Source organism: Bradyrhizobium sp. CCBAU 11361, assembly GCF_028128935.1.
In the GTDB taxonomy this organism is placed as follows: domain Bacteria; phylum Pseudomonadota; class Alphaproteobacteria; order Rhizobiales; family Xanthobacteraceae; genus Bradyrhizobium; species Bradyrhizobium niftali.
On the sequence record NZ_LBJZ01000195.1, the window covers coordinates 238,414 to 265,322 of the forward strand.

24 protein-coding genes are annotated in these 26,909 nt (G+C 64.5%); 13 read left to right on the forward strand and 11 right to left on the reverse strand.

Annotated elements, in window-relative coordinates; all coding sequences use genetic code 11:
* Positions 1–7 precede the first annotated feature (7 nt).
* The gene (locus XI08_RS36670; RefSeq protein ID WP_271578144.1) at positions 8–2,287 is read right to left on the reverse strand and encodes a ComEC/Rec2 family competence protein; all 2,280 of its coding nucleotides are present in this window, start codon (positions 2,285–2,287) and stop codon (positions 8–10) included.
* 95 nt (positions 2,288–2,382) lie between these two features.
* Positions 2,383–2,616 carry a DUF2171 domain-containing protein gene (locus XI08_RS36675; protein WP_271578145.1) on the reverse strand — a complete coding sequence of 78 codons (234 nt, stop codon included), beginning with the start codon at positions 2,614–2,616 and terminating at the stop codon, positions 2,383–2,385.
* A 396-nt stretch (positions 2,617–3,012) separates the two neighbouring features.
* Here XI08_RS36675 and XI08_RS36680 point away from each other — a divergent pair, with 396 nt between their 5' ends.
* Entirely contained in the window at positions 3,013–4,341 is a 1,329-nt protein-coding gene (locus XI08_RS36680; RefSeq protein ID WP_271578146.1) for an MFS transporter, read from the forward strand.
* A 64-nt stretch (positions 4,342–4,405) separates the two neighbouring features.
* Here the strand turns inward: XI08_RS36680 and XI08_RS36685 are convergent, their stop codons facing one another.
* A complete protein-coding gene (locus XI08_RS36685) occupies positions 4,406–4,768 on the reverse strand; it encodes an SPW repeat protein (RefSeq protein ID WP_271578176.1) in 363 nt (120 codons plus the stop codon).
* A gap of 235 nt (positions 4,769–5,003) precedes the next feature.
* Here XI08_RS36685 and XI08_RS36690 point away from each other — a divergent pair, with 235 nt between their 5' ends.
* On the forward strand, positions 5,004–5,186 hold the full coding sequence (locus XI08_RS36690; protein WP_027545803.1) for a hypothetical protein: 183 nt from the start codon (positions 5,004–5,006) through the stop codon (positions 5,184–5,186).
* Positions 5,187–5,312: 126 nt separating this feature from the next.
* On the forward strand, positions 5,313–6,743 hold the full coding sequence (gene glnA / locus XI08_RS36695; RefSeq protein ID WP_271578147.1) for a type I glutamate--ammonia ligase: 1,431 nt from the start codon (positions 5,313–5,315) through the stop codon (positions 6,741–6,743).
* 46 nt (positions 6,744–6,789) lie between these two features.
* On the opposite strand, the gene XI08_RS36700 is transcribed toward glnA, so the two are convergent.
* Positions 6,790–7,176 (reverse strand): nuclear transport factor 2 family protein, encoded by a 387-nt coding sequence (locus tag XI08_RS36700; protein WP_271578148.1) that lies wholly within the window; start codon positions 7,174–7,176, stop codon positions 6,790–6,792.
* Positions 7,177–7,183: 7 nt separating this feature from the next.
* Positions 7,184–8,860 carry a glutamine--tRNA ligase/YqeY domain fusion protein gene (locus XI08_RS36705; protein ID WP_271578149.1) on the reverse strand — a complete coding sequence of 559 codons (1,677 nt, stop codon included), beginning with the start codon at positions 8,858–8,860 and terminating at the stop codon, positions 7,184–7,186.
* A gap of 155 nt (positions 8,861–9,015) precedes the next feature.
* On the opposite strand from XI08_RS36705, the gene gltX reads away from it, so the two are divergent.
* The 9 genes from gltX (at position 9,016) to XI08_RS36750 (ending at position 19,062) form a co-directional block, all read left to right on the forward strand.
* Positions 9,016–10,443, forward strand: coding sequence for a glutamate--tRNA ligase (gene gltX, locus XI08_RS36710; RefSeq protein ID WP_271578150.1), 1,428 nt, complete (start codon positions 9,016–9,018; stop codon positions 10,441–10,443).
* Between the two features lie 157 nt (positions 10,444–10,600).
* On the forward strand, positions 10,601–11,905 hold the full coding sequence (gene gltA / locus XI08_RS36715) for a citrate synthase (protein WP_011087607.1): 1,305 nt from the start codon (positions 10,601–10,603) through the stop codon (positions 11,903–11,905).
* A gap of 101 nt (positions 11,906–12,006) precedes the next feature.
* Positions 12,007–12,711, forward strand: coding sequence for a hypothetical protein (locus XI08_RS36720; RefSeq protein ID WP_271578151.1), 705 nt, complete (start codon positions 12,007–12,009; stop codon positions 12,709–12,711).
* A gap of 161 nt (positions 12,712–12,872) precedes the next feature.
* Positions 12,873–14,051, forward strand: coding sequence for an ROK family transcriptional regulator (locus XI08_RS36725; protein WP_271578152.1), 1,179 nt, complete (start codon positions 12,873–12,875; stop codon positions 14,049–14,051).
* Positions 14,052–14,109: 58 nt separating this feature from the next.
* The gene (locus tag XI08_RS36730) at positions 14,110–15,396 is read left to right on the forward strand and encodes an ABC transporter substrate-binding protein (protein ID WP_271578153.1); all 1,287 of its coding nucleotides are present in this window, start codon (positions 14,110–14,112) and stop codon (positions 15,394–15,396) included.
* Entirely contained in the window at positions 15,393–16,322 is a 930-nt protein-coding gene (locus tag XI08_RS36735; protein ID WP_442869894.1) for a carbohydrate ABC transporter permease, read from the forward strand. The genes XI08_RS36730 and XI08_RS36735 overlap by 4 nt, the downstream gene beginning before the upstream one ends.
* Positions 16,315–17,172: a carbohydrate ABC transporter permease gene (locus XI08_RS36740; RefSeq protein ID WP_271578154.1), complete on the forward strand. Its 858-nt coding sequence runs from the start codon at positions 16,315–16,317 to the stop codon at positions 17,170–17,172. Before XI08_RS36735 ends, XI08_RS36740 begins: the two co-directional genes overlap by 8 nt.
* 10 nt (positions 17,173–17,182) lie before the next feature.
* Positions 17,183–18,298, forward strand: a complete 1,116-nt coding sequence (locus XI08_RS36745; protein WP_271578155.1) for an ABC transporter ATP-binding protein — start codon at positions 17,183–17,185, stop codon at positions 18,296–18,298.
* Entirely contained in the window at positions 18,295–19,062 is a 768-nt protein-coding gene (locus XI08_RS36750; RefSeq protein WP_271578156.1) for an SDR family NAD(P)-dependent oxidoreductase, read from the forward strand. Before XI08_RS36745 ends, XI08_RS36750 begins: the two co-directional genes overlap by 4 nt.
* A 118-nt stretch (positions 19,063–19,180) precedes the next feature.
* On the opposite strand, the gene lpxB is transcribed toward XI08_RS36750, so the two are convergent.
* The 3 genes from lpxB to lpxA are packed head-to-tail and all read right to left on the reverse strand — an operon-like array spanning position 19,181 to position 22,024.
* Positions 19,181–20,359 (reverse strand): lipid-A-disaccharide synthase, encoded by a 1,179-nt coding sequence (lpxB, locus tag XI08_RS36755; protein WP_271578157.1) that lies wholly within the window; start codon positions 20,357–20,359, stop codon positions 19,181–19,183.
* Entirely contained in the window at positions 20,356–21,213 is an 858-nt protein-coding gene (locus XI08_RS36760; protein WP_049823630.1) for an LpxI family protein, read from the reverse strand. Before XI08_RS36760 ends, lpxB begins: the two co-directional genes overlap by 4 nt.
* A 19-nt stretch (positions 21,214–21,232) precedes the next feature.
* A complete protein-coding gene (gene lpxA, locus XI08_RS36765) occupies positions 21,233–22,024 on the reverse strand; it encodes an acyl-ACP--UDP-N-acetylglucosamine O-acyltransferase (protein ID WP_271578158.1) in 792 nt (263 codons plus the stop codon).
* A gap of 175 nt (positions 22,025–22,199) precedes the next feature.
* On the opposite strand from lpxA, the gene XI08_RS36770 reads away from it, so the two are divergent.
* Entirely contained in the window at positions 22,200–22,523 is a 324-nt protein-coding gene (locus tag XI08_RS36770; RefSeq protein ID WP_271578159.1) for a KTSC domain-containing protein, read from the forward strand.
* Between the two features lie 25 nt (positions 22,524–22,548).
* Here the strand turns inward: XI08_RS36770 and fabZ are convergent, their stop codons facing one another.
* The 3 genes from fabZ to bamA form a co-directional block, all read right to left on the reverse strand.
* Positions 22,549–23,010, reverse strand: a complete 462-nt coding sequence (gene fabZ, locus XI08_RS36775) for a 3-hydroxyacyl-ACP dehydratase FabZ (protein WP_271578160.1) — start codon at positions 23,008–23,010, stop codon at positions 22,549–22,551.
* Positions 23,007–24,074: a UDP-3-O-(3-hydroxymyristoyl)glucosamine N-acyltransferase gene (gene lpxD / locus XI08_RS36780; protein ID WP_271578161.1), complete on the reverse strand. Its 1,068-nt coding sequence runs from the start codon at positions 24,072–24,074 to the stop codon at positions 23,007–23,009. The genes fabZ and lpxD overlap by 4 nt, the downstream gene beginning before the upstream one ends.
* A 138-nt stretch (positions 24,075–24,212) precedes the next feature.
* Positions 24,213–26,735 carry an outer membrane protein assembly factor BamA gene (gene bamA, locus XI08_RS36785; protein WP_271578162.1) on the reverse strand — a complete coding sequence of 841 codons (2,523 nt, stop codon included), beginning with the start codon at positions 26,733–26,735 and terminating at the stop codon, positions 24,213–24,215.
* Positions 26,736–26,909 lie beyond the last annotated feature (174 nt).

Consider the following 26,909-nt stretch of genomic DNA (forward strand, 5'->3'; position numbering starts at 1 on the left):
TGTCCGTTCAATCCTCAGCCTGCATGTCCGCCTCGGATGGCGTCGCATCCCGGTTGCGGGGAGCAGCCGCCTGCGGCGCGAGGCTCGCGCCGAAATCGCCCTCGCCGGCGGTCGCCGGCGACCACGGACGGTCGGTGCTTCTCGCCTTCACCGCCTGAACCGCAAAGCCGTCGCCGCGCCGTGTCAGCGCGAGCGCGCCTTGGGCGGCGAGACGCTGCCGGTCGACCACCATCGCCGCACAATCCGGTGGCGCCGGCCGCGCCGTCACCACCAGCGCGGTGCGGCTGCAATCGTCCGCCAGCGCGTCGATGCGCATGGCCAGCGCGACCAGGCGCCCGTCGGCGAGCGGCGTCACGCAGCCAGCCTCGTCGCACGACACGCCGGCGGCGAGCGAGTTGCTGCCGGCATCGCGCGGATCGGCATCGGCAGCGAGCCACTCCTTCAGCAGAAAGCCGTCCTTGCTGGCCCGGATCATCTGCAGGCGCCCGTCCCTGCCCCGCACCGCGACGCTCTGGCCGTCCCCGGCGATCAGGATATCCGGCTGCCGCCCCGACAGCCCCCAGAGGATCGCCACCAGCAGCATCAGCGCGCCGGACCAGCGCAAGGGCGTGCGCAGCAGGCCCATTGCGATGATCCCCAGGCTGGCCGCGATCAGCGGGGCAATGCCGAAAGCCGGGATGCGGCCGACCGCGCCCGGCAGCGCGGCCACCCAGCGCGAGACCGCGACCATCCAGTCGATGCCGATCCCCATCAGCCACCAGAACACGCCGTCGAGCCCGAACGGCGCCGCGAGCAATCCGAGCAGTCCCGCAGGCATCACCAGCGCAGAGACCACCGGCATCGCGCCGAGATTGGCGAGCACGCCGTAGGGCGTGACGCGATGGAAATGGAAGGCGGCATAGGGCGTGGTCGCAAGCCCCGCGATCAGCGAGGCCAGAAACAGCATCGCGATCTCGCGGCCGCCCCACATCGCAACGCGCGCGGTCGCCGAATGATCGGGCGATGCGAACAGGTTCGGCATGCCGATCTGCACCAGCGCAACGAGCCCCAGCGTTGCCGCAAACGACATCTGGAAGCTCGGATGCACCAGCGCTTCCGGCGCGACCGCGAGCACGATCAGCGCCGCCACCGCCAGGGTGCGGAACGTGATGGCGCGGCGGTCGACCATGACGGCGATCAGCACCACGGCGGTCATGAAGAACGAGCGTTGTGTCGCAACCTCCGCGCCCGAGAGCAGCAGATAGAACGCGGCGGCAACCAGCGCCGCAGCCGCGGACCATTTCTTGATGGGGAAACCGACCGCCAGTCCCGGGATCAGAGCAAGCAGCGCGCGGACCGCGAAGAACACGACGCCGGCGACCACCGCCATGTGATAACCGGAGATCGACAGCACATGGCCGAGCCCTGAAATGAACATGGCGTCATTGACAGGCGTGGTGATCGCGTCGCGCCGCCCCGTCAGCAGCGCCGTCGCGATCGCGCGATTGTCACCTTCGAGTGTTGCCCGGATGCGCGCGTCGATCCCATCGCGCAGGCCCTGCATGAAGGCGGCATAGCGCAGCCGCAATCCACCGGCATCGGGCGGCACCGCTGCCGTGATCGCCCCCATCACGAAGCCCGAGGCGCCGATGCCCTGGAAAAACATGTCGCGGGAGAAATCGTAGCTGCCGGGGCGCACCGGCGAGATCGGCGGCATCAGCCGCGCCTTCAGCTGCACGAAGCTGCCGACCTCCGGCGCAGTCCCCTTCCGCACCGAGAGGCGCACGCGCTCCAGCTTGACGTCGCTCCGCTGCGCCTCCATCGCGGTGACGCGCAGCACGAAGCGGTCGGTGCGCTCGCGGATGTCGCGCGTCTCGACGAAGCCCGACAGCGACACCGAGTAGAGCGGCTTTGCGAGAACGGTGTGGTCAATGCGCGCCGTCTTCCAGGTCGCCATGGCAAAGCCGGCTGCGACCGCCGCGATCAGGATCGCAGGCGCGAACAGCCGGCTCCGCCGCAACAGAACCGCACTCAGCATCAACGCGATGGCCGTCGCAGCAACGACCCACAGCACCGGCTCATGATCAGCGGCAAAGTAGAGCGCGATGCCGCTGCCGAAGGCCACAGGCACCCACGGTAACAGCCGCCCGGCACCGGCCTCGGCGCGCATCCATTCGCGCAGTATCTCGACGAGCGCGGGCCAGGCGCCAAAGCCCGCCGGCACAAAGCCGCCGGCCGGAGCAGTCCGGCCGACGGGCCAGGTCCCCGCAATACCTTGGGACCGTATTGGCCGGCCCGGCTCCGCCATTCCCTGCACCTTACGATACGCGACGGAGGCCGAGGCTACTGGAACGTGCAGGCGGACGAATAGCGGTACGGATCAGGAACGAGCCACGGCGGGCGCTACTTTTCCTCTTCCATCGTCACGGCCACCGCCGCCTTGGCCGAGAGCCGGACCTTGTTGCCTTCGACGTCGGCGACGAGGCCCTTGTCGATGAAATGATGATGGCCCCTGTGGCTGCCCTCGCCGCTGTCCTTCTTGGTCAGCTTGATCCGATGGCCCTCGACCTTGTCGACGGTGCCGATGTGGACGCCGTCGGCGCCGATGACTTCCATATGCTCTGCGATGTTCTGCATGGTGGGCTCCTCGTTGGGGACCCCCACAACGCCCGAGAGGTCCTTTCCGTTCATTCGTGACACGACCGCCCGGCGCGATCGGCGACCGTTCTGCCTCTGGACGGGGGGCAGTCTCGGTTCGGCTCGATTGAGCCGAAAGTCTCATAAGGGGCCGGCCTTGGCAGGATTAAACTGCTCTCCACGCCTCCCCCGCACGGACGGGCCAGGTCGTGACAGCTCGCGGTACCGAAGGCCGCCGAAGCTCTTCTCAGGTGGTTCGAGGTTCCTCTGAGACCAGGCGTTGCGGACGCAACTCGCAATTCTCGCCTGTAGCGTCGCACACACCAAACACACTCCGCGAGCGAACCGGCGCTGAAATGCGCGAGGAGTGGCGTTTGAATTTGATAGGAGCAGCACATGGCAGTTCAAGTACCGCACGATTTCCGCCGCGTGATCGTTGCTGCATCGGTGGGAAACGTCATCGAATGGTATGATTTCTATATCTTTGGCAGCCTGGCCGCCGTTCTGTCGGTCAAGTTCTTCGAGCAATCCCACCCGGTTGCAGCCCTTCTCAGCACGATCGCTTTGTTCACTGCGGGCTTCCTGATCCGCCCGCTGGGAGCCTTCCTCTTTGGATGGATGGGTGACAGGGTCGGACGAAAATATACATTCCTCATCACGCTGAGCGGAATGGGACTGGGTACGGGGGCGATCGGGTTGATCCCGACCTACCAGTCCATCGGTCTAACGGCGGCGTTCCTTCTGTTCGGCTTGCGCATGATCCAGGGTCTGTGCCTCGGCGGCGAATATGGCGGCGCCATCACCTACGTCGCGGAGCATGTGCCGGACCACAAGCGCGGCTACTACACCGGCTGGCTGCAGACCTCTCCGACTCTCGGCATCGTGGTGTCGCTGGCCGTGATCGTCCTGACACGGACCTGGTTCGGCAACCAGGTCTTCGACGAATGGGCCTGGCGCGTTCCGTTCCTGGTGTCTTTCCTGCTGGTGGCCATCGCGATCTACATTCGGCTCCAGCTCCAGGAGACGCCGATCTTCCAGGAGATCAGGGCTCGCGGCCAAATGACGACGAATCCGTGGAAGGAGGCCTTCCTCAGCTCCAACATCAAATACATCGGGATCGCGATCGTGGTCCTGATCGGACAGGGCGTGGTCTGGTACAGCGGCCAGTTCTGGGCGCTGTATTTCCTGCAGCAGGTCTCCAAGGTGGATGCGGTGACCTCGGCCTACATCGTGGGAGCCGCGCTGCTGATCGCAACACCGAGCCTGATCTTCTTCGGCTGGCTGTCGGATCAGATTGGCCGCAAGCCGGTGATCCTGGGCGGCATGCTGCTCGCTGCGATCACGTACTATCCGCTCTATCTGTGGCTGGGATCGGTCACGCAGCCCGGCAACATCAACTATCCGACCGCGATCTTCATCATCTTCATCCTCGTTTGCTACGTCGGGATGGTCTACGGGCCGGTCGGCGCATTCCTGGCGGAATACTTTCCGGCCAGGATCAGGTACACGTCGGTATCGGTGCCGTACCACATCGGCAACGGCTGGGGTGGCGGATTGGTGCCGTTCATCACATCGGCGGCCTTCGCGGCGACCGGCAGCATCGGCTACGCGCTGATCTACCCGATTGCGGTGCCTGCGGTGTGCTTCGTGCTCGCGGTCTTCCTGATGCCGGAGACGCGCAAGATCAGCATCTGGCAACCGATCGAGCCCAGAACAGCATCGTAACGTAATCACCTCTCCTCCGGCCGCCAACCGATGGCGGTCGGAGAGGAGCCGGCAACCTCTCGTCTCAGCCGGCGCGGTGAGGCCAGTGATCGTGCCACCAGGTACTGAAGTCGTGATCGGTCATCAATTCCCAAGCAGCGAGCAAGATCACCAATAGGCCCGACAATACGCTGCTGACCGTGGCCGCTACGGGTTCATAGCCAATGGACCAAGGCGCCAGCACCAGAGCCAAGCCGAGCAGCATTTCGCCCCACTCTTCCAGGTAGGACGGGACGACAAAGGCTTCCACGGCAAACAGCATGACGCCGAGCCCGAGTGCGATGGTGATCCAGACAGCAGCCCCGGATAAGCCGAGGACAAAGGACGACAGGACCAGCCACACGCCCACCAACAGGCTACCAGCGTCTTGCCAATGTTGGATGCGCATGATGCTCACCTCCCTTCTCGTATTGATGTGGGGGCGCACCGATGAAGAATCATCCCTCCGACCTGCGCTGTGTTGCCGCGACCGGGAGCCGGCGCCCATCCGGCCGCCCCTGCCCCGGAAAGGGCCCTTGCAAGTGCGGCGCACCAGGATGCAGACTATCGGCGCTTGACAGGTGTCAATGTCTGCCGTTCTCGGCCCACCCGGTTCGCGCCCAGAACAAGAGGGAGATGACGCCATGCGAGAAATGGAAATCCACGACTATGCGCGGCAGTTGCTGGAAGCCCATGGCCCCAAGGCCATTGCGGAAGCCGCTCAAAACGCCATTGACCTCGAGCGGAAGGGCGAGCTCGAATTGGCAAAAACCTGGCGGCACATCGAAGACGCGATGAAGCTGATGCGCGGGCCGCATCAAAGCTGACTGGCGTCGCGCGAAGCTTGCCTGACTGCGGCGACAACGCCGAACGTGGACCACAGTCCGTCGCGAGCCGCCAGGTTGCGGCCGAACGGCTACGCGATCTCGGGACGCTGACCTGGGAGCGAAGCCATGGTTACGAAATGTACGACAGCTGAAGACCTCGTGAAGGCGATCACGGACGAGAAAGTCCAGATGATCGATTTGCGGTTCACCGACCTGCCGGGGGTGTGGCAACATTTTTCCATCCCCCCGAGCGCGGTGAATGCCGATGCACTCAATGAGGGCATTGGATTCGATGGCTCATCGATCCGAGGCTTCCAGGAGATCCAGGAAAGCGACATGCTGGTCGTCGCCGATCCGACGACGGCATTCGTCGACCCCTACAGTCCGGCCAAAACGCTGGTTCTGATCTGCAACATCCGCGACCCCGTGACCGGCCAGTCCTATAGCCGGGATGCCCGCTACATCGCCCAGAAAGCCGAAATCTACCTTAAGGGCACCGGGCGCGCCGATACGAGCTATTTCGGCCCGGAAGCGGAGTTCTTCGTCTTCGACGAGGTGCGCTACGCACAGGGCATCAACTACGCCATGCACGCAGTCGACTCCAGCGAAGGCAGCTGGAACACCGGCTCTGAGGAAGGGCCGAACCTCGGCCACAAACCGCGCCCGAAGGAGGGATACTTTCCCGTTCCCCCGACCGACAGCATGCAGGCGCTACGCACCGAAATGGTGCTGACGATGGAATCTCTGGGGATCCAGATCGAGGCCCATCACCATGAAGTCGCAACCGGCGGCCAAAACGAGATCGACATGCGCTTCACCACCCTCACCCGCATGGCCGACAATTTGATGATCTACAAATACGTGGTGAAGAACACCGCGCATCAGCACGGCAAGACCGCGACATTCATGCCGAAGCCGCTGTTCGAGGACAACGCTTCCGGCATGCACGTTCACCAATCGCTCTGGAAGGGTGAGACCAATCTGTTCTACGACAAAGGTGACTACGCCGAGTTGAGCCAGCTCGGTCGCTACTACATCGGCGGGCTATTGAGCCACGCCTGGGCGTTGTGCGGGCTTTGCGCCCCGACGACGAATTCCTATCGGCGTCTGGTGCCGGGATATGAAGCTCCGATAAACCTCGTCTACTCCCAGCGCAATCGCTCCGCCTGCTGCCGGATTCCGATGTATTCGCCGAATCCGCGCGCCAAGCGCGTCGAGTTTCGTTCGCCGGATCCGTCCTGCAATCCCTACCTGGCCTTCGCGGCAATGCTGATGGCTGGCCTCGACGGTATCGACAAGCGGATCGACCCCGGCAGCCCGATCGACAAGAATCTCTACGACCTCCCGCCTGCGGAGGCGAAGGAGGTGAAGTCCACGCCAGGATCGCTGGACCAGGCGCTCGACGCGCTCGAGCGCGATCACGCATTCCTGCTGCGCGGCGACGTCTTCACCGCCGACGTGATCGAAACCTGGCTCGACTACAAGCGCAAGAAGGAGGTCGACCCGATCCGCCTGCGACCTCATCCCTACGAGTTTCATCTCTACTACGACATCTAGCGGGCGGCGACCGCGCACATGGCGGAACGGGCAGAGCCCTCCGCTGCTAGATCATCGGGACCCTCGACGAGACGTGATGATTGACGATCTTCCAATCGGCGTCCTCGCGCGTGATGACCCAGCTCATCTTGACGACGAGTTCCGGGCGCTCGCCCGCGAAATCGAACGACACGATCGCGGCCATGTTGATGACATCAGGACCGGCCTGCGCGGTCTGCACCTCGGAAAACGCAGCACTCGGCTTGCGCCATCGCGGCAGGCCATTGAAGTAATCGGCAACGCCGTCCCTGCCCTGGTAGAGTTTTGGGTTGGAGCCGAAGAAGAAAGCATTCTTCGCATAGAGCGATGACAACGCCGTGGCATCCAGCGTCGCGAAGCCGGCGCACCATTTCGCGATGATGGCGGAAACGATGGCGTCGGCCTCACTGCTCATGCGCACCTCAACCTTTCGCGACTTCCTTCGCGAACGTGTCGCGCAGGCCGATGGTGCGTGAAAACACCGGCTTGCCCGGCGTCGAGTCCTTGTCGCGCACGAAATAGCCCTGGCGCTCGAACTGCATCGGCTCGGTCGCATTGCTCTCCGCGACCGATGCCTCGATGCGCGCGTCGCTGAGGATCTCCAGTGACTGCGGATTGAGATCGGCGGCGAAGTTCGAGGCGTCCGGGCTCGGGTTGGCGAACAGCTGGTTGTAGATGCGGATCTCCGCCGGCTTCGACGCTGCCGCCGGCAGCCAGTGCATGGTCGCCTTCACCTTGCGGCCGTCGGGCGCATTGCCGCCCTTGGTCGCGGGATCGTAGGTGCAGCGCAGCTCCACCACCTCACCGGCATCGTTCTTGGTCACCCCGGTGCATTTGACGAAATAGGCGTAGCGCAGCCGCACCTCGTTGCCCGGCGACAGGCGGAAGAACTTCTTGGGCGGGTTCTCCATGAAGTCGTCCTGCTCGATATAGAGCTCGCGCCCGAACGTAATCTTCCGCGTGCCGGCGGAGGGATCGTCCGGATGGTTGATCGCCTCGAGCTCCTCGGTCTGCCCTTCCGGATAGTTCTCGATCACGACCTTGAGCGGCTTCAGCACCGCCATGCGGCGCTGCGCGGTGCGGTTCAGCTCCTCGCGGATGCAGAATTCGAGCATGCCGACATCGACCACGCTGTTGGCCTTGGCGACGCCAATACGCTTGACGAACCCGCGCAGCGCCGCCGGCGGCACACCGCGACGGCGCATGCCGGCCATGGTCGGCATGCGCGGATCGTCCCAGCCCGCGACATGGCCCTCGCGCACGAGCTGGGTCAGCACGCGCTTGGACAAGAGCGTGTAGGTCAGGTTCAGCCGCGCGAACTCGTACTGGTGCGGCTTCGACGGCACCGGCAGCTTTTCGATGAACCAGTCGTAGAGCGGCCGGTGGTCCTCGAACTCCAGCGTGCAGATCGAATGCGTGATGCCTTCGATCGCGTCCGACTGGCCGTGGGCGTAGTCGTAGCTCGGATAGATGCACCATGCGTTGCCGGTGCGCGGATGATGCGCATGCAGGATGCGGTACAGCACGGGATCGCGCAGATTGATGTTGCCGGCTTCCATGTCGATCTTGGCCCGCAGCACGCGCGCGCCGTTGGGGAATTCGCCCGCCTTCATGCGGCGGAACAGGTCGAGGTTCTCGTCCACGCTGCGGTCGCGGAACGGCGAGTTCTTGCCGGGCTCGGTCAACGTGCCGCGGGAGGTGCGGATCTCCTCCTGCGTCTGGTCGTCGACATAGGCGAGCCCGTCGCGGATCAGCGTCTCCGCCCATTCGTACAGGCGATCGAAATAGTCCGAGGCGAAGAACAGGTTCTTGCCCCAGTCGAAGCCGAGCCAGTGCACGTCGGCCTGGATGGAATCGATGTATTCCTGCTCTTCCTTGACCGGGTTGGTGTCGTCGAAGCGCAGATGGCAGCGGCCCGGAAACTCCTGGGCGATGCCGAAATTGAGCGCGATCGACTTGGCGTGGCCGATATGCAGGTAACCGTTCGGCTCCGGCGGGAACCGGGTCACGATCTCCTGGTATTTGGCCTGATCGAGGTCGGCCTGAATGATGTCACGAATGAAATCGCGCCCAACCTCAGCTGCCACCGGTTCTGTCATTACGAAAATCCTGTAGGGAAATCAGCGGTCCTTCTGCCAAATTCGGGAGGCTGAGCCAAGGGCTTAAGCAAGGGCTGGCAGGTCCGCCGTCGGGCTTTAGTTATGCTCTGGTCCTGCTATACACCACCGCTTCCAATGCATAGGCCCTGCCAAGAATGACCGATTCCGTCGTCACCCGCTTTGCTCCCTCCCCGACCGGCTTCCTCCATATCGGGGGCGCCCGCACGGCGCTGTTCAACTGGCTCTATGCCAAGAAGCATGGCGGCAAGATGCTGCTCCGGATCGAGGACACCGACCGTGAGCGCTCCACCGAGGCCGCGATCGGCGCCATCCTCGACGGACTGAAGTGGCTCGAGCTCGGCTGGGATGGCGACGTCATCTACCAGTTCAGCCGCGCCGCCCGCCACCGCGAGGTCGCCGAGCAGCTGCTCGCCGACGGCAAGGCCTATCGCTGCTACGCCACCGCCGAGGAGCTCACCGCCATGCGCGAGAAGGCGCGCGCGGAGGGCCGCACCCGCCTTTATGACGGCATGTGGCGGGACCGTGACCCGGCCACGGCCCCAGCCGACGTCAAGCCCACCATCCGCCTGCGCGCGCCGCAGACCGGCGAGACCGTGATCGAGGACCAGGTCCAGGGCCGCGTGGTCTGGCAGAACGAGAACCTCGACGACCTCGTGCTTTTGCGCGGCGATGGCAACCCGACCTACATGCTCGCAGTGGTGGTGGACGACCACGACATGGGCGTCACCCACGTCATCCGCGGCGACGACCATCTGATCAACGCCGCCCGCCAGAAGCAGATCTATGATGCGATGGGCTGGGCTCTGCCGAGCATGTCCCACATCCCCCTGATCCACGGCCCGGACGGCTCGAAGCTGTCGAAGCGCCACGGTGCGCTCGGCGTCGATGCCTATCGCGCCATGGGATACCTCCCGGCCGCACTCCGCAACTACCTCGTCCGCCTCGGCTGGAGCCATGGCGACCAGGAGATATTCTCGACCGAGGAGATGATCGCGGCATTTGATCTCGCCAGCGTCGGCCGCGCCGCAGCTCGCTTCGACTTTGCCAAGCTGGAAAACCTCAACGGCCATTACATCCGCCACGCCGACGATCAATCACTCGTGAAGATGTTCGAGGACGTGCTGGACCACGTCGTGCCCAGCCGCGACGAGCTTAAGGCCAAGTTAAACGACACCACGCGCGCGCAGCTTCTCAAGGCCATGCCGGCCCTGAAGGAGCGCGCCAAGACGCTGATCGAGCTGATCGACAGCGCCTATTTCATCTTCGCCGACCGGCCGCTGGAGCTCGATCCCAAGGCGCAGGCGCTGCTGACGCCCGAGAACCGCAAGCTGATCGGCCAGCTTCATTCTGCGCTGGAGAATGTCGAGACATGGAGCGGCGCCACGACGGAAGCCGCGCTGCGCGCCTTTGCCGAGGAAAATAGTCTCAAGCTTGGCGCGGTCGCACAACCCTTGCGGGCCGCGCTGACCGGACGGACCACGTCGCCTGGTATATTTGAGGTTTTGGACGTGCTGGGACGCCAGGAAAGTTTGGGCCGGCTTAAGGACCAGGCCGGAGACTAGGCTAGACGTAAGTCGAGCATGCGCGGCGCCATCTTGCAGCGCACACAGCAATAATATACCCATCTCCCCCGTACCTTCTGGAACATCCGGCCTGCCCCCACCATGTCATCGGGGCCTTCCGGGTCCGGCCCGTTTCACCATACATCGGGGACCTACGATGGACGCAAAAGCAAGCAATAAGACCGCCACGCTGACGGTCGGAAACAAGAACTACGATCTCCCGATCCACAGCGGCAGCGTCGGGCCTGATGTCATCGATATCGGCAAGCTCTACGGCCAGTCGGGCCTGTTCACCTACGACCCGGGCTTCACCTCCACCGCGAGCTGCCAGTCCAAGATCACCTATATCGACGGCGACGCGGGCGTGCTGGAATACCGCGGCTATCCGATCGAGCAGCTCGCCGAGAACGGCGACTTCCTGGAGACCTGCTACCTGCTGCTCTACGGGAACCTGCCCACCGCCGCGCAGAAGAAGGATTTCGACGACCGCGTGATCCATCACACGATGGTGCACGAGCAGATGGCCCGCTTCTTCCAGGGCTTCCGCCGCGACGCCCATCCGATGGCGGTGATGGTGGCTTCCGTCGGCGCGCTCGCCGCGTTCTATCACGACTCCACCGACATCAACGATCCGAAGCAGCGCATGATTGCGTCGATGCGGATGATCGCGAAGATCCCGACGCTGGCGGCGATGGCCTACAAATACACGATCGGCCAGCCCTTCGTGTACCCGAAGAACTCGCTGAAGTTCGCCGAGAACTTCCTGCACATGTGCTTCGCCGTGCCGTGCGAGGAGTACAAGATCAATCCGGTGCTCGCTGACGCGCTGGACAAGATCTTCATCCTGCACGCCGACCACGAGCAGAACGCCTCGACCTCGACGGTGCGCATCGCCGGCTCCTCCGGTGCCAACCCGTTCGCCTGCATCGCCGCCGGCATCGCCTGCCTCTGGGGCCCGGCGCATGGCGGCGCCAACGAAGCGGCCCTTGCGATGCTCGCCGAGATCGGCAGCGTGGACAAGATTCCGGAATTCATCGCCAAGGTGAAGGACAAGAACAGCGAAGTCCGCCTGATGGGCTTCGGTCATCGCGTCTACAAGAACTACGATCCCCGCGCCAAGATCATGCAGAAGATGTGTCACGCCGTGCTCAAGGAGACCGGCCATGGCGACGATCCGATGCTGAAGGTGGCGATGGAGCTCGAGAAGATCGCGCTCAGCGACCAGTACTTCATCGACCGCAAGCTGTACCCGAACGTCGACTTCTATTCGGGCATCACGCTGAAGGCGATGGGCTTCCCGGTCTCGATGTTCACCGTGCTGTTCGCGGTCGCCCGCACCGTCGGCTGGATCAGCCAGTGGAGCGAGATGATCGAGGATCCGCAGCAGAAGATCGGCCGTCCGCGCCAGCTCTACACCGGCGTCACCCGCCGCGACTACGTCGCGATCAAGGATCGCAAGTAAGGCTTTAGCCAACACGGCTTTCGAGACGGCGCCATCTCACGATGGCGCCGTTTTTGTTTGGCAGGATACCGAGAACAGCGAGCAAAGCGCAGGGCGAGCGGATGCGGATCACGAACCCGGTGGAAGGATGGTTGCAGGTCGTGGCCTGTTCGCCGTTCCCCGATGCGGCCGGCGAGATGGTGCTTCATCCCAGATGCGACATTGACGGGATCGTCACTGCGGAGCGCGTCGCAGCGACTGCGGTGCGGTACAGCGGTTATGACGTTCCCAAGCCGAAATGGCCGCGCCCCGGGACGGTGCTTCCTGTTACCGTGGACCTTGCTGATCCCACACGGTTCAGGATCGAATGGGATCTGGTGCCGACCGGGCGCGAAGCCGCCGAAAGGCTCGCGGAACATTTGCGCGGCGAACAGCAGGCCGACACGTCCGGCCACCGGCCGTTTCCCCGCGTCTGGCGCGAGGTGGAGCACGCGGCATCGTCGCCGGCGCTGGTCAACGGCCTGACGCCGCAGCAGATGGAGATTGCGCTTGCCGGCGGCGCCGCAGCCCTCGGCCTGGTCCCGACCACGGCGAAGGTGTTGATCGCGCACGAGGTGCAACCGAGCAGCGCTCCGGGCGGGACGTGGGACATCGTTCTCGCGGTGAACGACCCTAACGGCGGAACTGGTTGGGAAGCGGTCACGCGCATGTCATTCAGCAGCTCGAGCCGCTGCGAGAACCGAACCGCCGTCGGGAACGAGTTGCCTGTCCTGGTCGACCCGGACAATCGCAAACGGATCATCGTCGACGTCGTGCGTCTTGCGTGAGCGGTGCGCTGCCGACGACCAAAGCAGTGACGTCGCGCGTAGATTGCGATCCGATCTTGCTGCCGCGCACAACAACAAGTCGATGTATCGCGCACCAAGCGCCTTGACAGGCGAAACGCTCCGCGCGCAAATTCTTACACTAAGTAAGAATGACGATAGGGATGGAAATGCCGGAGCAGCCGAGAAGTCGGCGGCAGACGCGCGCTGCCATTTTGACTCATCTGCTTCAGTCGGGCGGTTCGTTTCGCCCGCCTCTGGCCAAGGCCGTGCGCTTGTCGGAAGCGAGCCTGTCGCGCATCCTGTTTGATCTGAAGGCCGAAGGCCTGATCGAGGAGGTGCGGCGCCCTGCCCCTTACGTCGGCGGCCCGACGGGCCTCGTGTCGCTCGATGGTTCGGTGGCGCTTGCGGCCGTCGAGGTAACCGGCCAGTGGCTCAGCGTCGGCGTTGGGACATTGTCGGGCGAGCTGCACTATACGGAGCGCGTGGCGCTACCGGAAAAGCCCACAATCGAGTCCGTCGGCCGGGTGTTTCGCGAGGCGCTGACATTGCTGCGTGACTGGACGCGGCGCCGCCGCATCACGCTTGCACAGATCGGTGTCTCCATTCCGGGCCTCGGCCGGCTGAGCATATCGACCAATCCGATCATCCCCTGCGACGTCGGGCGCATCAGCGCCACGCTCGCCCAGCTGTTTGCCGGCGTGCCGGTCGAGTTCACCAATTCGGTCGTCGCCCACGCCACCTTTCACCGCTGCCGCAGGGAGAACTATCCGTTCAGTGGCGCGCATCTGTTCGTCTTCGTCGGCCAGGGCGTCGCAGGCACCTGGGTGGACGATCCGACCGAGGCCGATGCTCTCCAGCCGGTCGAACTCGGCCACATGGTGTTCGGCACCGACGGACCGCGTTGCCGCTGCGGCCATCACGGCTGCGTCGAAGCCTATACATCGCTTCCCGCCCTGGCCGAGCTCCTTGGTGTTTCCGAAGCCGAATTGCTTCAGCTCGGCAACGATTGGGTGACCGCGATCCCGCTCTCAGCGCGCATTCGCCAGGAACTGCGCCGGCGGCTGTTCCGGCTGGGGCTTGCGATCGGCAACACGCTGAACGTCAAGCCATGCCGCGGCGTTGCAATCAGCGGCTGGCCGTCGCTGCTTGCGGAGGACGATCGGAAGGCTCTGGTCGACGGCGTCGACGCCAGCCTGCTCGGCGGCCCTCAGCATGCGCAGGTATCGCTCGCCTTCGTGCCGCCGTCGAACGGCAATGATCCGCGGGCTGCGCTGGCGTTCGCTGCGTTCTGCCTCGCTTGCCGCGGCGGTATGCCCGCCGCATCGACGGAGGCCGCCTGAAATGCACTGAAGCTGCGCGGCTCTCGCGCAAAAGAGTTCACACCGGGAGGAACTTGCCATGCCGATCACAACAACAAGGCGCCGTCTGCTCGCTGGGTCTGCCGCCGCGCTCGCACTGCCGACATTTGTCCGCGCGCAAGGCGCGGTCAAGCCGCGCCTGACCGCGATCTCGCAATGGTCCGCCGGCAGCGACGGAGCTGCCATCACGGCGCTCGGCAAGAAATTCGAGGAGAAAGGCGGGGTCTGGCAACACTCGCCCGTCCCCGGCTTCACCACCGAGATGATGAACAAGCTGCGCGCTCAGATCATTGCCGGCGATCCGCCGGCCTGCTCGCAGCTCAAGGGCCCCGAGATTGCGGCCTGGTCGAAGATCGCCCCGACCGTCGATCTCGATGCGGTTGTCGCGGCCGCCGGCTACGAAAAAGTCGTCGCGCCGGACCTTGCAAAATTACACAAGCCGGGCGGCAAGTGGATTGCACTGCCGTTGCAGATCTACAGCACCAACATGCTGTTTCTCTCCAAACGCGCGATGGACAAGGCCAAGGCCGACAAGATCCCGGTCACCTGGGCCGACTTCAACGATCTTGCCGAAAAGATGAAATCAGGCGGTGTCACATATCCCGTCGCGAACGGTGGCACCCGCGCCGACGATGGTCAAAAATTCGAGGCCTCGCTCGCCGGCATCAGTCCTGCTGCATACCGCACAGCCATCATGAATCTCGACAAGAAGGCCCTGGAGGGTCCCGAGATCAAGGCTGCCTTCGCACAGATGCGCAAGATCACCAACTGGATGGACCCCAATGTCGGCGCCCAACCCTATGCCACCAACTTGAAGCGCTTCGTCGACGGCGATATGGGCATGATGATCATGGGCGGGTGGGCGCAGGGCGTGTTGCGCAACGCCGGTTTCAAGTTCGACGACTTCGTGATCGCGCCGGGCCCCAGCGACAATGGCAAGCCTGTGTTCCTGTTGAATGCCGATGCCTTCATCTTCTGGCAGCGCAAGGAGGCGGATCTCCAGGCCGGCCAGATGTTGATGGCCCAGCTCGTCATGGATCCGGCGATCCAGACCATGTATTCGCAGATCACGGGATCGATCCCCGTGCGCACCGATGTCGATCTGTCCGGTGAGGGCTGGTCGGATGGTCAACGGCGAACCGCAGCCGCACTCAAGGATGCCGTGGCCAACAATCAGGCCGTCCTGAGCCTCGCGCACAACATGGCACAGGAAAATGGCCTGACTGCCGCGATGATCGATGTGTTCACCGAATACGCGAAGAACAAGACGATCACGCCGGAGCAGGCGGTCACCCGCCTCGCCGAGGCCGTCGAGGGCTCGCGTTGACCGACACCGTCGCCGCTACATCGAGAACAGGGCGGCCGGCAATACCGAACGTGGTGGGCCGGCTGCCCGAATATCTGACGATCTGGGTGCCGCTGCTGTTGTCGGCGGCGCATCTCATTTCGTTTTCGCTATGGACGATCTGGATTTCGTTCACGCCATCCACGCTTGTCCCGGTCTCGGGCTGGGTGGGCTTGCGCCACTACAATGCGGTTCTGGCATCGCGGAACTGGCAGATCGCCTTCGACAACCTGCTGCTGTTTGGCAGTGCCTTCGTGCTGCTGAGTTTGGCGACCGGCCTCGTGCTTGCGATCCTGCTCGACCAGCGCATTCGCGGCGAGAACACGCTGCGATCCATCTTCCTCTACCCGCTGGCGGTGTCGTTCGTGGTCACCGGCACGGTCTGGAGCTGGCTGCTCAATCCCGGCCTTGGGATCCAGAAGCTCGTCCAGGATCTCGGCTGGACCTCCTTCCGGTTCGACTGGCTGGTCGACCGCGACATGGCGATCTGGACGATCGTGATCGCTGCGATCTGGCAGTCCTCGGGCTTCGCCATGGCGCTCTTCCTCGCCGGCCTCCGCTCCGTCGATGCCGACCTCATCAAGGCCGCGCAGATCGACGGCGCCGGACCGATCCGGATGTACCGGCGCGTCATTCTGCCGACGCTGTGGCCGATCACGATCACCGTCATCGTCATCCAGCTGCAGTTCGCCATTTCGACCTTCGACCTCGTCCGCGCGCTAACCAATGGCGGCCCAGGAATTGCGACCCAGCTGCCGGCTCTGGTGGTCTACGACCTGATGTTCCAGCGCGGCCTGCTCGGTCGTGGCGCCGCGGCGGCCGTGCTCATGCTGCTGATTCTTCTTGCGGTGCTGCTGCCCTACGCGGCGTGGCGATATTTCCAGCGACGGCGGGCCTCTCATGCGTGACCGGACCTTCACGCCGAGCCGCATGCTCATCTATCTCGTCGTTCTGCTGGTCGCGGTCGCGTGGCTCGTGCCGCTGATCGTCGTCATCCTGAATTCGCTGCGCAGCAATGAGGAAATCGCGCAGACCTCGATGATCGGCTGGCCGCTCCAATGGGCCTTCAGCAACTACCTCACGGCATGGTCCGACTTCTGCGTTGCGCAGACCTGCGCCGGGATCCGGCCATACATGCTGAACTCGGCGCTCGTGACCATTCCGGCGACGATCTTCTCCACCCTGCTTGGGGCGGTCGCAGGCTACGCGGTTTCGCTCTGGCGCTTTCGCGGCGATCAGTGGATCTATGGCATCGTCACGCTTGGCATCTTCCTTCCGCAGCAGATGCGTTTGCTGCCCTGGACCATCGTGCTGCGCGATACCGGACTGATGAACACGCTCACGGGACTGGTGGTGATCCACACGATCCAGGGGCTCTCCTTCACAGTCTTGTTCTGCCGAAACTACTACGTGTCCATCCCGCAGGAGCTGATCAGGGCCGCGCGCATCGATGGCGCCGGGTTCTTCCGTATCTTCTGGCGCATCATCCTGCCGCTCTCGCCGCCCATCCTGGTCGTCACCGTGATCTGGCAGTTCACGCATATCTGGAACGAGTTCCTCTATGGCGTGACATTCACGACAGGCCAACAGCAACCGGTCACGGCAGCGCTGATCGCGCTCTCGGCCGCGGTTGCCGATATCCCGCAGCACGGCGTGCAAAGCGCCGCGGTGATGATTGCGGCCCTGCCGACCCTGCTGATCTACCTGATCGGCGGCAAATACTTTGTACGCGGGCTTACCGCCGGCGCCGTGAAATGAAGGGGACATCATGGCAGCGTTGAGCATTCGCACCCTGTCGAAGCGTTACGCCAATCTAGAAGTTCTGAAGGGCATCAATCTCGACATCGAGAGCGGCGAGTTTACCGTGCTGGTCGGACCGTCCGGTTGCGGCAAGTCCACCCTACTCAACATCGTCGCCGGGCTTGATCGTCCAAGCGCAGGCACCATCGAGATCGGCGGGCGCGTCGTCAACGACGTCCCGCCCAAGGACCGCGACATCGCCATGGTGTTCCAGTCCTACGCGCTCTATCCGTCGATGACGGTGCGCCAGAACATCACCTTCGGCATGGAATGCCGAGGCATAGCCAAGGCGGAACAGGAGAAAGCGCTGGCGAACGTCGCCAGGCTGCTCCAGATCGAACCGCTGCTCGCCCGCAAGCCGTCGCAACTGTCCGGCGGCCAGCGCCAGCGCGTGGCGATGGGGCGCGCCCTGGTGCGCGATCCCCTGCTCTTCCTGTTCGACGAGCCGCTCTCCAATCTCGATGCCAAGCTGCGCGTCGAGATGCGCATGGAGATCAAGCGGCTGCACCAGCGCATCGGCGCCACCATCATCTATGTCACCCACGACCAGATCGAGGCGATGACGATGGCAACCCGCATCGCCGTGATGCATCGGGGCGTCGTGCAGCAATTCGCCGACCCTGACACAATCTACCGATACCCGGCCAATCTGTTCGTCGCCCGCTTCATGGGCTCGCCGCCGATGAACACGATGCCGGCCCGTCTCGAGGCCGACGCTGGCGGACCCGTCGTGGTGATCGGCGCAGGCCGTCCGGACGAGGTCCGTCTCCGCCTGCAGGGCTACGACGCGGCGGCGTCCTATGTCGGCCGCGAGGTGGTGCTCGGGATCAGGCCCGAATGCATCGCCGAGGGCGACCGCGTGTTCTCCGGAGCCGTGGGCCCGCCTGTCATCGTCACCGCGCCAGTCGAGCTCGTGGAGCCCACTGGCGCGGAGACCATCGTCCTGCTGCGGCTTGGCGGCGAGCCCGCACAGGCGCGCATCTCGCCGGACATCCGCCCGACGCCGGGTGCCACCGCCTCGTTTGCCCTCGACACCCGCCGCATCTGCCTGTTCGACCCCGAGACGGAGCGACTGATCGCATGACCCAGACGAGCTATGCCGGCCTCGCGGACCGCGTGGTGCTGATCACCGGTGGCGCCAGCGGCATCGGTGCCGCCTTCGTGCGCGCCTTCGCAGGCCAAGGCGCCCGCGTCGCGTTCCTCGATATCGATGAAGCGGCCGGCGGATCGCTGGCCGCGGAGGTGGCGGCCGCATCCGGCACGGCACCACTGTTCGTGCCCTGCGACCTCCTGGACATCGACGCCTTGCGCGCCGCAATCGCGCAGGTCCACGGATCGCTCGGCGACGCCGCGGTCCTCGTCAACAACGCCGCCAACGACCGGCGCCAGGTGCTGGCCGAGGTGACGCCATCCGAGTTCGACTGGATGATCGGCGTCAACCTCAAGCACGTCTTCTTCGCCGCACAAGCCGTCGTGCCGCAGATGCAGGCGCGCGGCGGCGGCTCCATCATCAACATGTCGTCGATCGCCTGGATGCGCGGCGGGCCGGCGCTGCCGGTCTACGCCGCGGCAAAGGCGGCGATCGTCGGCTTCACCAACTCGCTGGCGCGGCTGGTCGGTCCCGACCGCATCCGCGTCAACGCGATTGCGCCCGGCATGGTGATTACCGAGCGCCAGCGCCGGCTGTGGTATCCCGACGAGCAGACCATCGCCGAAATTCGCACGCGTCAGGCCATTCCCGATGCAGTGACGCCCGACGACATCGCCAACATGGCGCTGTACCTCGCCTCCGATGAGAGCCAGCGCATCACGCGCCAGTGTTTTCAGGTCGACGGCGGCTTGGGTTAGAGCGTGATCCTGAAGAGTATCGTAGGGTGGGTAAAGCGCAGCGTGCCCACCATCTCTCCGCCGCCGAGAAAGGCACGGCGGGCACGCTTTCGCTTTGCCCACCCGACAAGACCGTCGTCTACCGCCGCCCCTTCCGCATCGTCGCGAGCACGACGTCGGCGGCGAGCACGCTCGGCGACTTGTTGCCGGTCGACATGGTGGTGTCGAGCCGGGCGAAGGCTTCGACTTGCCGCTTGCGCAGCGGCGTCTCCGTCAGCACTTCGGCGAGCGCCGGTGCGAGTTTCTCCGGCGTGCAGTCCTCCTGCAAGAACTCCGGAATGACGTCCTCACCGATCACGAGATTGGCAAGGATCACCGAGGAGACGCGGATCGCGCGGCGCAGGATGAAGGCCTCGATGGCGCCGACGCGATAGGCCGTCACCATCGGAATGCCCGATAGCGCGAGCTCCAGCGTCACCGTGCCGGATTTCGCCAGCGCAGCGTGCGCGATCCGGAAGGCGGTGCGCCTCTCGGCCTCACCGATCACGATCTGCGGCTTGACCGGCCAGCTCGCGATGGCTTCGCGGACGGTGGCTTCGAGATGCGGCATGGTCGGCAGCATCAGTTCAAACGCGCGCCCCTCCGCCTGCAACCGGCCGAGCGCCGCGCCGAACACCTCGATATGATGCCGGATCTCGCTACGGCGGCTGCCGGGCAGCACCAGCAGCACCGGCGGCTCACTGTTGCGGCGCTTCTGCTCCTCCGCATTCGGCCGCAGCGAGCCCAATTGCTCGATCAGGGGATGGCCGACATAGCTGCATGGCGGCCCGCCGAGCTTGCGGTATTCCTCCGGCTCGAACGGCAACAGGCCGAGGACATGATCGACATAGCCGAGCATGGTCCGCGCCCGTCCCGGCCGCCAGGCCCAGAGCTGCGGCGACACGTAGTCGACGATCGGGATCGCAGGATTGCGCGCCCGCACCCGGCGGGCGACGCGATGGGTGAAATCCGGGCTGTCGATGATGACGAGCGCATCGGGCGCGGCCTCCAGCACGGCGTCCGCGGTGTCGCGGATCAAGCGCAGGATCTTCGGCAATTGCTGCACCACCGCGGCGAAACCGACGATCGACAGCTCCTCGATCGGAAACAGGGTCTCGAGCCCCTCGCGCGCCATGGTGCGGCCGCCGACGCCCTCGAACTGCACGCCGTCGCCGAGGCGCTGGCGCAGCACCTTCATCAAGGCGCTGCCGAGCCGATCACCGGATTCCTCCGTGGCGATCAGGAAGATCTTCCGCTTGGGATCGCGCCCCTGCATCACGCCGGCAGGCCGATGATGAAGAGATATTTGGCGTCGGCGAGCGCGATCATCGCCTGCGGCTCGGCGGCGATGGTGTTGCCGGCGATCACGGCGATGCCGGCAAGGCCGGCTCTTGCGACACCCTCGATGGTACGCGGGCCAATCGTCGGCAGGTCGAAACGCAGATCCTGGCTGCTCTTTGGCGCCTTCACCAGCACGCCGCGGCCCGTCGCCGCGCGAATGCGGCCCTCCTCGCGCAGCCGCGCGACGCGCGCGAGTAGCGCGTCGGTGCCCTCGATATCCTCGACCGCCACCACATGGCCGTCGATCACCACGACAGCCTGGCCGATGTCGAACGGCCCGAGCGCGGTCAGGACCGCGCGGCCGCGCTCGATGTCGGTCTTGCTGGTGTCGCTCGGCCAGGCGCGACTGATGCAGCCCTCGGGCATCAGGAGGTCGGGCGCAACGTCCTTGATCCCGACCATGCGAAAGCCGCCTTGTTCGAGAATGCGCCCGACGCCGGACAACAGATGATCGTCGCCGCCGCGAAAGGCGCGGATGACATTGCCGAGCAGCCGCAACGTCGTGAAGTCGAACCTTATCTCCGAAAGCGAAGGCCGCACCAGGGTGCCGATGAAGATCAGGTCGCGGCAGCCTTCCTCGCGGAACAGCCGCATCGCGCGCCCGAGCTGGCCGACCGAGATCCAGCGGTGGCGGAATTTCTCCACCTGCACCGGATCGCAGGCGCCGCGCAGCGGAAACAGCACCGGCGCGATGCCGCGCGCGGCGAGCGAGTCGGCGACCGCAAACGGCATGGCGCCGCCGCCTGCGACCACGCCGACCGGCGATGAAATCCCTGCCGCCGCCGATGTCATGTCCGCGGCCATTGCAGGTTCACTTCGCAATGGCGGGAAGACAGAGCGGACGCTTGCCCTTGCCGATGAAGCCGAGGATCTCGGCAATCGCCGGATCCTCGCCGGCGAGCGGCCTGGACGCTTCGAGCCGCTCGGCAAAGGTGCCGGGGCCGTGGAAGAGCTTCTGGTAGAACGCGCGCACGGTCGCAAGCCGCTGCTTGGTGAACTTGCGCCGCTTCATGCCGATCAGGTTGAGGCTCTCCAGCACGGCATACTGACCGTTGACCAGCCCATAAGGAATGACGTCGTCGCGCACCCCGCAGACCCCGCCGACCATGACATAGGGGCCGATGCGCGTGAACTGATGCACCGCAGACAGGCCGCCGATATAGACGGCATCGCCGATCTCGCAGTGTCCGCCAAGCGTCGCCGACGTCGCGAAGATCACGCTGTCGCCGACCATGCAGTCATGGCCGACATGGCTATTGTTCATGAAGTAGCCGCCGCTGCCGACGCGCGTCAGGCCACCGCCCTTGATGGTGCCGACATTCATCGTCGCGCCTTCGCGGATGGTACAGCCCGGGCCGATCTCGAGCCGGGTCGGCTCGCCCTTGTAGCTGAGATCCTGGGGCGCGCCGCCGAGCACCGCGAACGGCGAGATCACGCAGTTGTCGCCGACCGAGGTATGGCCGATGACGGTGACCTGTCCAATCAGCTTGCAGTTCGCGCCGATCACGGCATTGGGGCCGATGATGCAGTAGGGGCCGATCTCGGTACCCTCGCCGATCACGGCGCCGTCCTCGACCCGTGCGGTGGGATCAATCTTGCTCATCAAGCAATCTAACTCGTCAAGAAGGTCTGGTTATGTGTTGAAGTCGCTCGGTTTTCCGCTGGTTAGCCCGACTATGCCCGATCTGTCCAGTGACGTATGATCTCGGCGTGTTTCACGTGCCCTATGAGGCGGCCTTCGCGGCCCATCAACACCTTCATGCGGAGCTTCAAGTATCGTGGTCAGGGCCCTGGCAATGCTGCTCGCACAGCTGGCGACCGCACCGGTCGTCTCCGAGACGGTCGAGACCGGCGGACACCGCCCCATCGACCTCGCGACATTCGAATGCCGCGACATCACCCGCAGCACGGTGCTTCAGCGCGTCTGCTACGACAGCGCACAACAGGATCTGATCGTCGCGATCAACGGCGCATATGACCGCTATTGCCGCGTGGATCCCGATACGGTCGACGGCCTCCTGGGCGCGCCGTCCATGGGCCAGTTCTTCAACCGGAATATCAGACGCCCGGCAGCGGGCAGCCGCTACGATTGCGGCGCGTGAGCCCGCCCTGCGGGCCGTAAGCCGCTCAGTCCGTCAGCATGGCGCCGACGTCGGCTTCCGCGACGACCTGGTCGTTGACCTTGGCATCGCCGTGAAACCACCACATGGTCTTGCGGCGGCCGAGCGAGCGCATGTGATACTCGATGGTATCGCCGGGCAGCACGGGCTTGCGGAACTTGCACTTGTCGATAGTGAGGAAATAGACCGCGCGCGGTTTCTCGGTGCCCTCGACCGACTTGATGCCGATCACGCCCGCCGTCTGCGCCATCGCCTCGATCATCATCACGCCGGGATAGACCGGGCGCTCGGGGAAATGCCCCTGGAAGGCCGGCTCGTTGAAGGTGACGTTCTTGATGCCGATGCCGCTGTAATCGGCGCGGATGTTGATCACGCGATCGATCAGCAGCATCGGAAAGCGGTGCGGCAGCGTCTGGAGGATCGCATTGATGTCCACCAGCTCGAACCTAACAGGTGATTCCTCCGTCATTCCCGTCCCTCGTCCTTCGGATCGGCCTTGCTGTCGCGTACCAGGCGCTCCACCGCGATGATCTCCTTGAACCACTGCTTGGTCGGCTTGGCAAAAAAACCACCCCAGCGTCCGTTCGGCGGGATGTCGTCCTTGACGCCGCTCATCGCGGTGACCTGGGCCCCGTCGCCGATCTTGAGGTGATTGTTGATGCCAACCTTTGCTCCCAGCGCCACGTTGTCGCCGATGGTCAGACTGCCGGCCAGCCCGATCTGGGCCGCCAGCAGGCAATTCCGGCCGATCGTCACATTGTGGCCGATCTGGACCTGGTTGTCGATTTTGGTGCCCTCGCCGATCACGGTGTCGCGCAGGGAACCGCGATCGATGGTGGTGCCGGCGCCGACCTCCACATTGTTCTGGATCAGCACGCGCCCGGTCTGCGGCACCTTCAGGTGCCCCTCGGGGCCGAAGAAGATGAAGCCGTAGCCGTCCTGGCCGATCGAGCAGCCCGGGTGGATCAGCACGTTGTTGCCGATCAGCGCGCACTGGATGGCGGTACGGGCGCCGACATTGCAGTCCCGGCCGATCTTGACGCCGGGGCCGATCACGGCGCCGACGCCGACCACCGTGCCGCTGCCGATCTCGACATCCGCACCGATGACCGCCAGCGGGTCGACGACCACGCCGTCCTCGAGGCGCGCCGTGGGATCGATGATGGCCGACGGCGCGATGCCGTCATTGCCGACCCAGGATTGCGGCCTCAGCGCGTCGCCGTGCCATTCCCGCGCGATCCTGACGAAGGCGCGGAACGGCTGCGCCGCCCGCAGCACGGCGACGTGTGCGGGCACCTGGGCCTCGAAGCGCGGACTGACCAGGCACGCACCCGCTCTGGTCGTCTTGAGCTGATCGGCATATTTTAGGTTGTCGAAGAACGCCAGATGCATCGGGCCGGCTTCGTCGAGCGAAGCCAGGCCCGTGATGACGTGATCGCCCCTGGTGGGGTCGACCAGTTGCGCCTTTGTCAGCGTGGCAATATCGGCCAGCGCCGTCGCAGGCGGCTTTGTGAAGAAGGTCGGCTGCGCCATTCCACCCCGTCGTGGTCCGGCTTCGGCATGAAGCGGCCAAGCCGCATCATGCCTCATCTCCCGGATTGAGCACGCACTTTTTGGAGACCGGGCCCCCAAGGGAAACCCAAGGGGCCGGATCATGCTCTGCTGATCGAATTAGAACGAGGTGCCGCCGCCGAACCGAAACTCCTGGGTGCGGTCATACTTGCCCTTGCTGAGCGGCACGGCGTAGTCGAAGCGCAGCGGTCCGAACGGCGACTGCCAGATCAGGCCGACACCGACCGACGAGCGGATCACCTTGCTGTCGTCGTAGACGAGGCCAGTACAGGTTCCGGCACTCGACGGATTGACGGTCGACGGAATACAGCCAGGCGCGTTGACTTCGTTGGTCACCGTCCAGCTCGTCGGTCCCCTGTAGTCATACAGGCCGCCGGCATCGGCATAGACCGCGCCCTTCAGACCCACTTCCTTCGGCAGGAACCAGAACGGCATCTGCAATTCGAACGAAGCGCCCCAATACTTGGTGCCGCCGAGCGCGTCTTGCGTACCGAAAGGATTCAGATCGCGCGGGCCGATGCCGTTCGGAGAGAAGCCGCGGACGAGGTTCGGGCCCATCTGGAACTGGTCGAGCATTCGCAGATCTTTGCCCATCTTGGTCAGGACGCCGCCCTGGAGATGGACGAGACCGACGATGTCAGACACCAGCGGGGCGTAGTACTTTCCGTCCGCCGCGGTCTTCAAATAGCTGACGTCGCCGCCGACGCCTGCGAAATCCTGCCGGAAGTCGATGAGCAGGCCGTCGGTGGGGTTCTTGTTGTTGTCGAGCGTGTTGTAGGTCAGCGTATAGCCGAGCGCCGAGGTCAGGGTCTTGCCGTTGGCAAGCTCCTTGCGCACCGGCAGCGAGGCTTCGCCGTCGTTGTAGCAGCCGAGGCCGTTGGTCGAGGCAAGGCTGATGCCGTTGGCGGCCGCATAGGCCGGGCTCGGATTGAAGGCCGCCGAAGTCGGATCGTTGTTACAGTTCGCCAGGTAGGACGGCAGCGTGATTTCCTGCCGATAGATCGAATAGCGCAGCTGAAGCGACAGATCTTCGCGCAAGGAGAAGCCGAGACGCGGCGAGAAGCCGAGCGTCTTGGTGCCGTAGGAGATGTAGCTGTTGGACAGCTGCTGGCGCTGATAGAGGTCGAGGCCGAGCGCGACGCGGTAGTCGAGCAGATACGGTTCGACGAACGACAGCGAATAGCCGCGCGCGTACTGGCCATAGGTCACCGACGCCTTGGCGAACAGGCCGCGGCCGAGCAGGTTGCGTTCGGAGATCGAGACTTCGGCGAGCGCGCCGTCGGTCGTGGAGTAACCGCCGGAGACCGAGAAGTCGCCGGTCGATTTTTCTTCCATGTCGACGACCAGGATGACGCGGTCGCTGGACGAGCCGGGCTCCGTCGTGATCTTCACGGTCTTGAAATAGTCGAGGTTCTTCAGGCGCCGCTCGGCACGATCGACCAGCGCGCGGTTGTAGGCATCGCCCTCGGAGATGTCGAACTCGCGACGGATCACGTAGTCGCGCGTGCGGGTGTTGCCGCGCAGGTTGATGCGCTCGATATAGGTGCGCGGGCCCTCGTCGATGTTGAACACGACCGAGACGGTGTGCGCCTCGAAATTGCGGTCGCCGCCGGGACGGACCACGGCGAAGGCGTAGCCGCGGCGCGAGGCCTCGATCTGCATGTCCTCGACCGACTTCTCGACCGATTCGACGTTGTAGAGCGAGCCGACATTGACGCGCGAAAAGGAGCGCATCGAGGTCGGGTCGAAGTTCGGGATGCTGGAACGGAAGTCGAGCGCACCGACGCGGTATTGGGAGCCTTCCTCGATCTTGAAGGTGACGAGAAAGCCCTTCTTCTCCGGATCGTATTCGGTGAGCGCAGCCACGACCTGGACGTCGGCGAAGCCGTTCTTGAGGTAGAAGCGGCGGATCAGGTCGCGGTCGGCCTCGACGCGGTCGGGATCGTAGATGTCGCCGCTGCCAAGGAAGCTCAGCAGGTTCGATTCGCGCGTCTTGATGACGTCCCGCAGGCGGTAGGACGAGAATGCGACGTTGCCGACGAAGTCGATCGACTTGACGCCGGTCTTGGCGCCCTCCTCGATCGTGAAGATGAGATCGACGCGGTTGTTCGGCTGCTCGATGACCTCGGGCGTGACGCGGACGTCGTAGCGGCCGGAGCGGCGGTAGATTTCGGCGATTCGCAGCGTGTCGGACTGCACCATGGCGCGGGAGAAGGTGCCGCGCGCCTTGGACTGGACTTCAGCGGTGAGCTGCTCGTCCTTGATCTTCTTGTTGCCCTCGAAGGCGATGCGACCGATCACCGGGTTTTCCACCACGGAGACGACGATCTGGCCACCGGCGCCGCGGTTGATCTTCACGTCCTGGAACAGGCCGGTCTCGATCAGCGCCTTGAGGCCGTCGTCGATGGCGCCCTGATCCAGGCGACCGCCCGGACCCGCCTTGAAATAGGAGCGGATCGTCTCCACCTCGACACGGCGATTTCCCTCGACGGAAATCGACTGGACGGTCTGCGCAAGCGCAGGCGATGACACAAAAGCTGCCCCAATCGGGGCAACCACCGGCGCGCCGAACATGATCAGGGTGGCAAGCAAGCCGCCCCGGAGTCGCAGTCCAAACTTCATTGCGCAACGCGCCCTTATCATTCCGTGCCAGACCCAACCCCAACGCCGGTCCGGAGATTCCCCAAGTTCAGAGCCGCTTGTAGCCAATTTCACCGACGCCGCAAACGGCCGAGCGCGCCGCAATTTCAATTTCATTCCAAGACGTTGCTCAACAGCAACGCCTCAAAAAAGCCC

Bases quoted from the DNA above. Each gene is read 5' to 3' on its own strand.
- XI08_RS36685 (WP_271578176.1), bottom strand. From the start codon at position 4,768: ATGCGCATCCAACATTGGCAAGACGCTGGTAGCCTGTTGGTGGGCGTG.
- lpxD (WP_271578161.1), bottom strand. From the start codon at position 24,074: ATGGCGCAGCCGACCTTCTTCACAAAGCCGCCTGCGACGGCGCTGGCC.
- XI08_RS36750 (WP_271578156.1), top strand. From the start codon at position 18,295: ATGACCCAGACGAGCTATGCCGGCCTCGCGGACCGCGTGGTGCTGATC.
- XI08_RS36730 (WP_271578153.1), top strand. From the start codon at position 14,110: ATGCCGATCACAACAACAAGGCGCCGTCTGCTCGCTGGGTCTGCCGCC.
- XI08_RS36740 (WP_271578154.1), top strand. From the start codon at position 16,315: ATGCGTGACCGGACCTTCACGCCGAGCCGCATGCTCATCTATCTCGTC.
- XI08_RS36700 (WP_271578148.1), bottom strand. From the start codon at position 7,176: ATGAGCAGTGAGGCCGACGCCATCGTTTCCGCCATCATCGCGAAATGG.
- XI08_RS36705 (WP_271578149.1), bottom strand. From the start codon at position 8,860: ATGACAGAACCGGTGGCAGCTGAGGTTGGGCGCGATTTCATTCGTGAC.
- XI08_RS36670 (WP_271578144.1), bottom strand. From the start codon at position 2,287: ATGGCGGAGCCGGGCCGGCCAATACGGTCCCAAGGTATTGCGGGGACC.
- lpxA (WP_271578158.1), bottom strand. From the start codon at position 22,024: ATGAGCAAGATTGATCCCACCGCACGGGTCGAGGACGGCGCCGTGATC.
- bamA (WP_271578162.1), bottom strand. From the start codon at position 26,735: ATGAAGTTTGGACTGCGACTCCGGGGCGGCTTGCTTGCCACCCTGATC.
- fabZ (WP_271578160.1), bottom strand. From the start codon at position 23,010: ATGACGGAGGAATCACCTGTTAGGTTCGAGCTGGTGGACATCAATGCG.
- gltX (WP_271578150.1), top strand. From the start codon at position 9,016: ATGACCGATTCCGTCGTCACCCGCTTTGCTCCCTCCCCGACCGGCTTC.
- XI08_RS36680 (WP_271578146.1), top strand. From the start codon at position 3,013: ATGGCAGTTCAAGTACCGCACGATTTCCGCCGCGTGATCGTTGCTGCA.
- XI08_RS36745 (WP_271578155.1), top strand. From the start codon at position 17,183: ATGGCAGCGTTGAGCATTCGCACCCTGTCGAAGCGTTACGCCAATCTA.
- XI08_RS36675 (WP_271578145.1), bottom strand. From the start codon at position 2,616: ATGCAGAACATCGCAGAGCATATGGAAGTCATCGGCGCCGACGGCGTC.
- glnA (WP_271578147.1), top strand. From the start codon at position 5,313: ATGGTTACGAAATGTACGACAGCTGAAGACCTCGTGAAGGCGATCACG.
- XI08_RS36725 (WP_271578152.1), top strand. From the start codon at position 12,873: ATGGAAATGCCGGAGCAGCCGAGAAGTCGGCGGCAGACGCGCGCTGCC.
- gltA (WP_011087607.1), top strand. From the start codon at position 10,601: ATGGACGCAAAAGCAAGCAATAAGACCGCCACGCTGACGGTCGGAAAC.
- XI08_RS36720 (WP_271578151.1), top strand. From the start codon at position 12,007: ATGCGGATCACGAACCCGGTGGAAGGATGGTTGCAGGTCGTGGCCTGT.
- XI08_RS36690 (WP_027545803.1), top strand. From the start codon at position 5,004: ATGCGAGAAATGGAAATCCACGACTATGCGCGGCAGTTGCTGGAAGCC.
- XI08_RS36760 (WP_049823630.1), bottom strand. From the start codon at position 21,213: ATGACATCGGCGGCGGCAGGGATTTCATCGCCGGTCGGCGTGGTCGCA.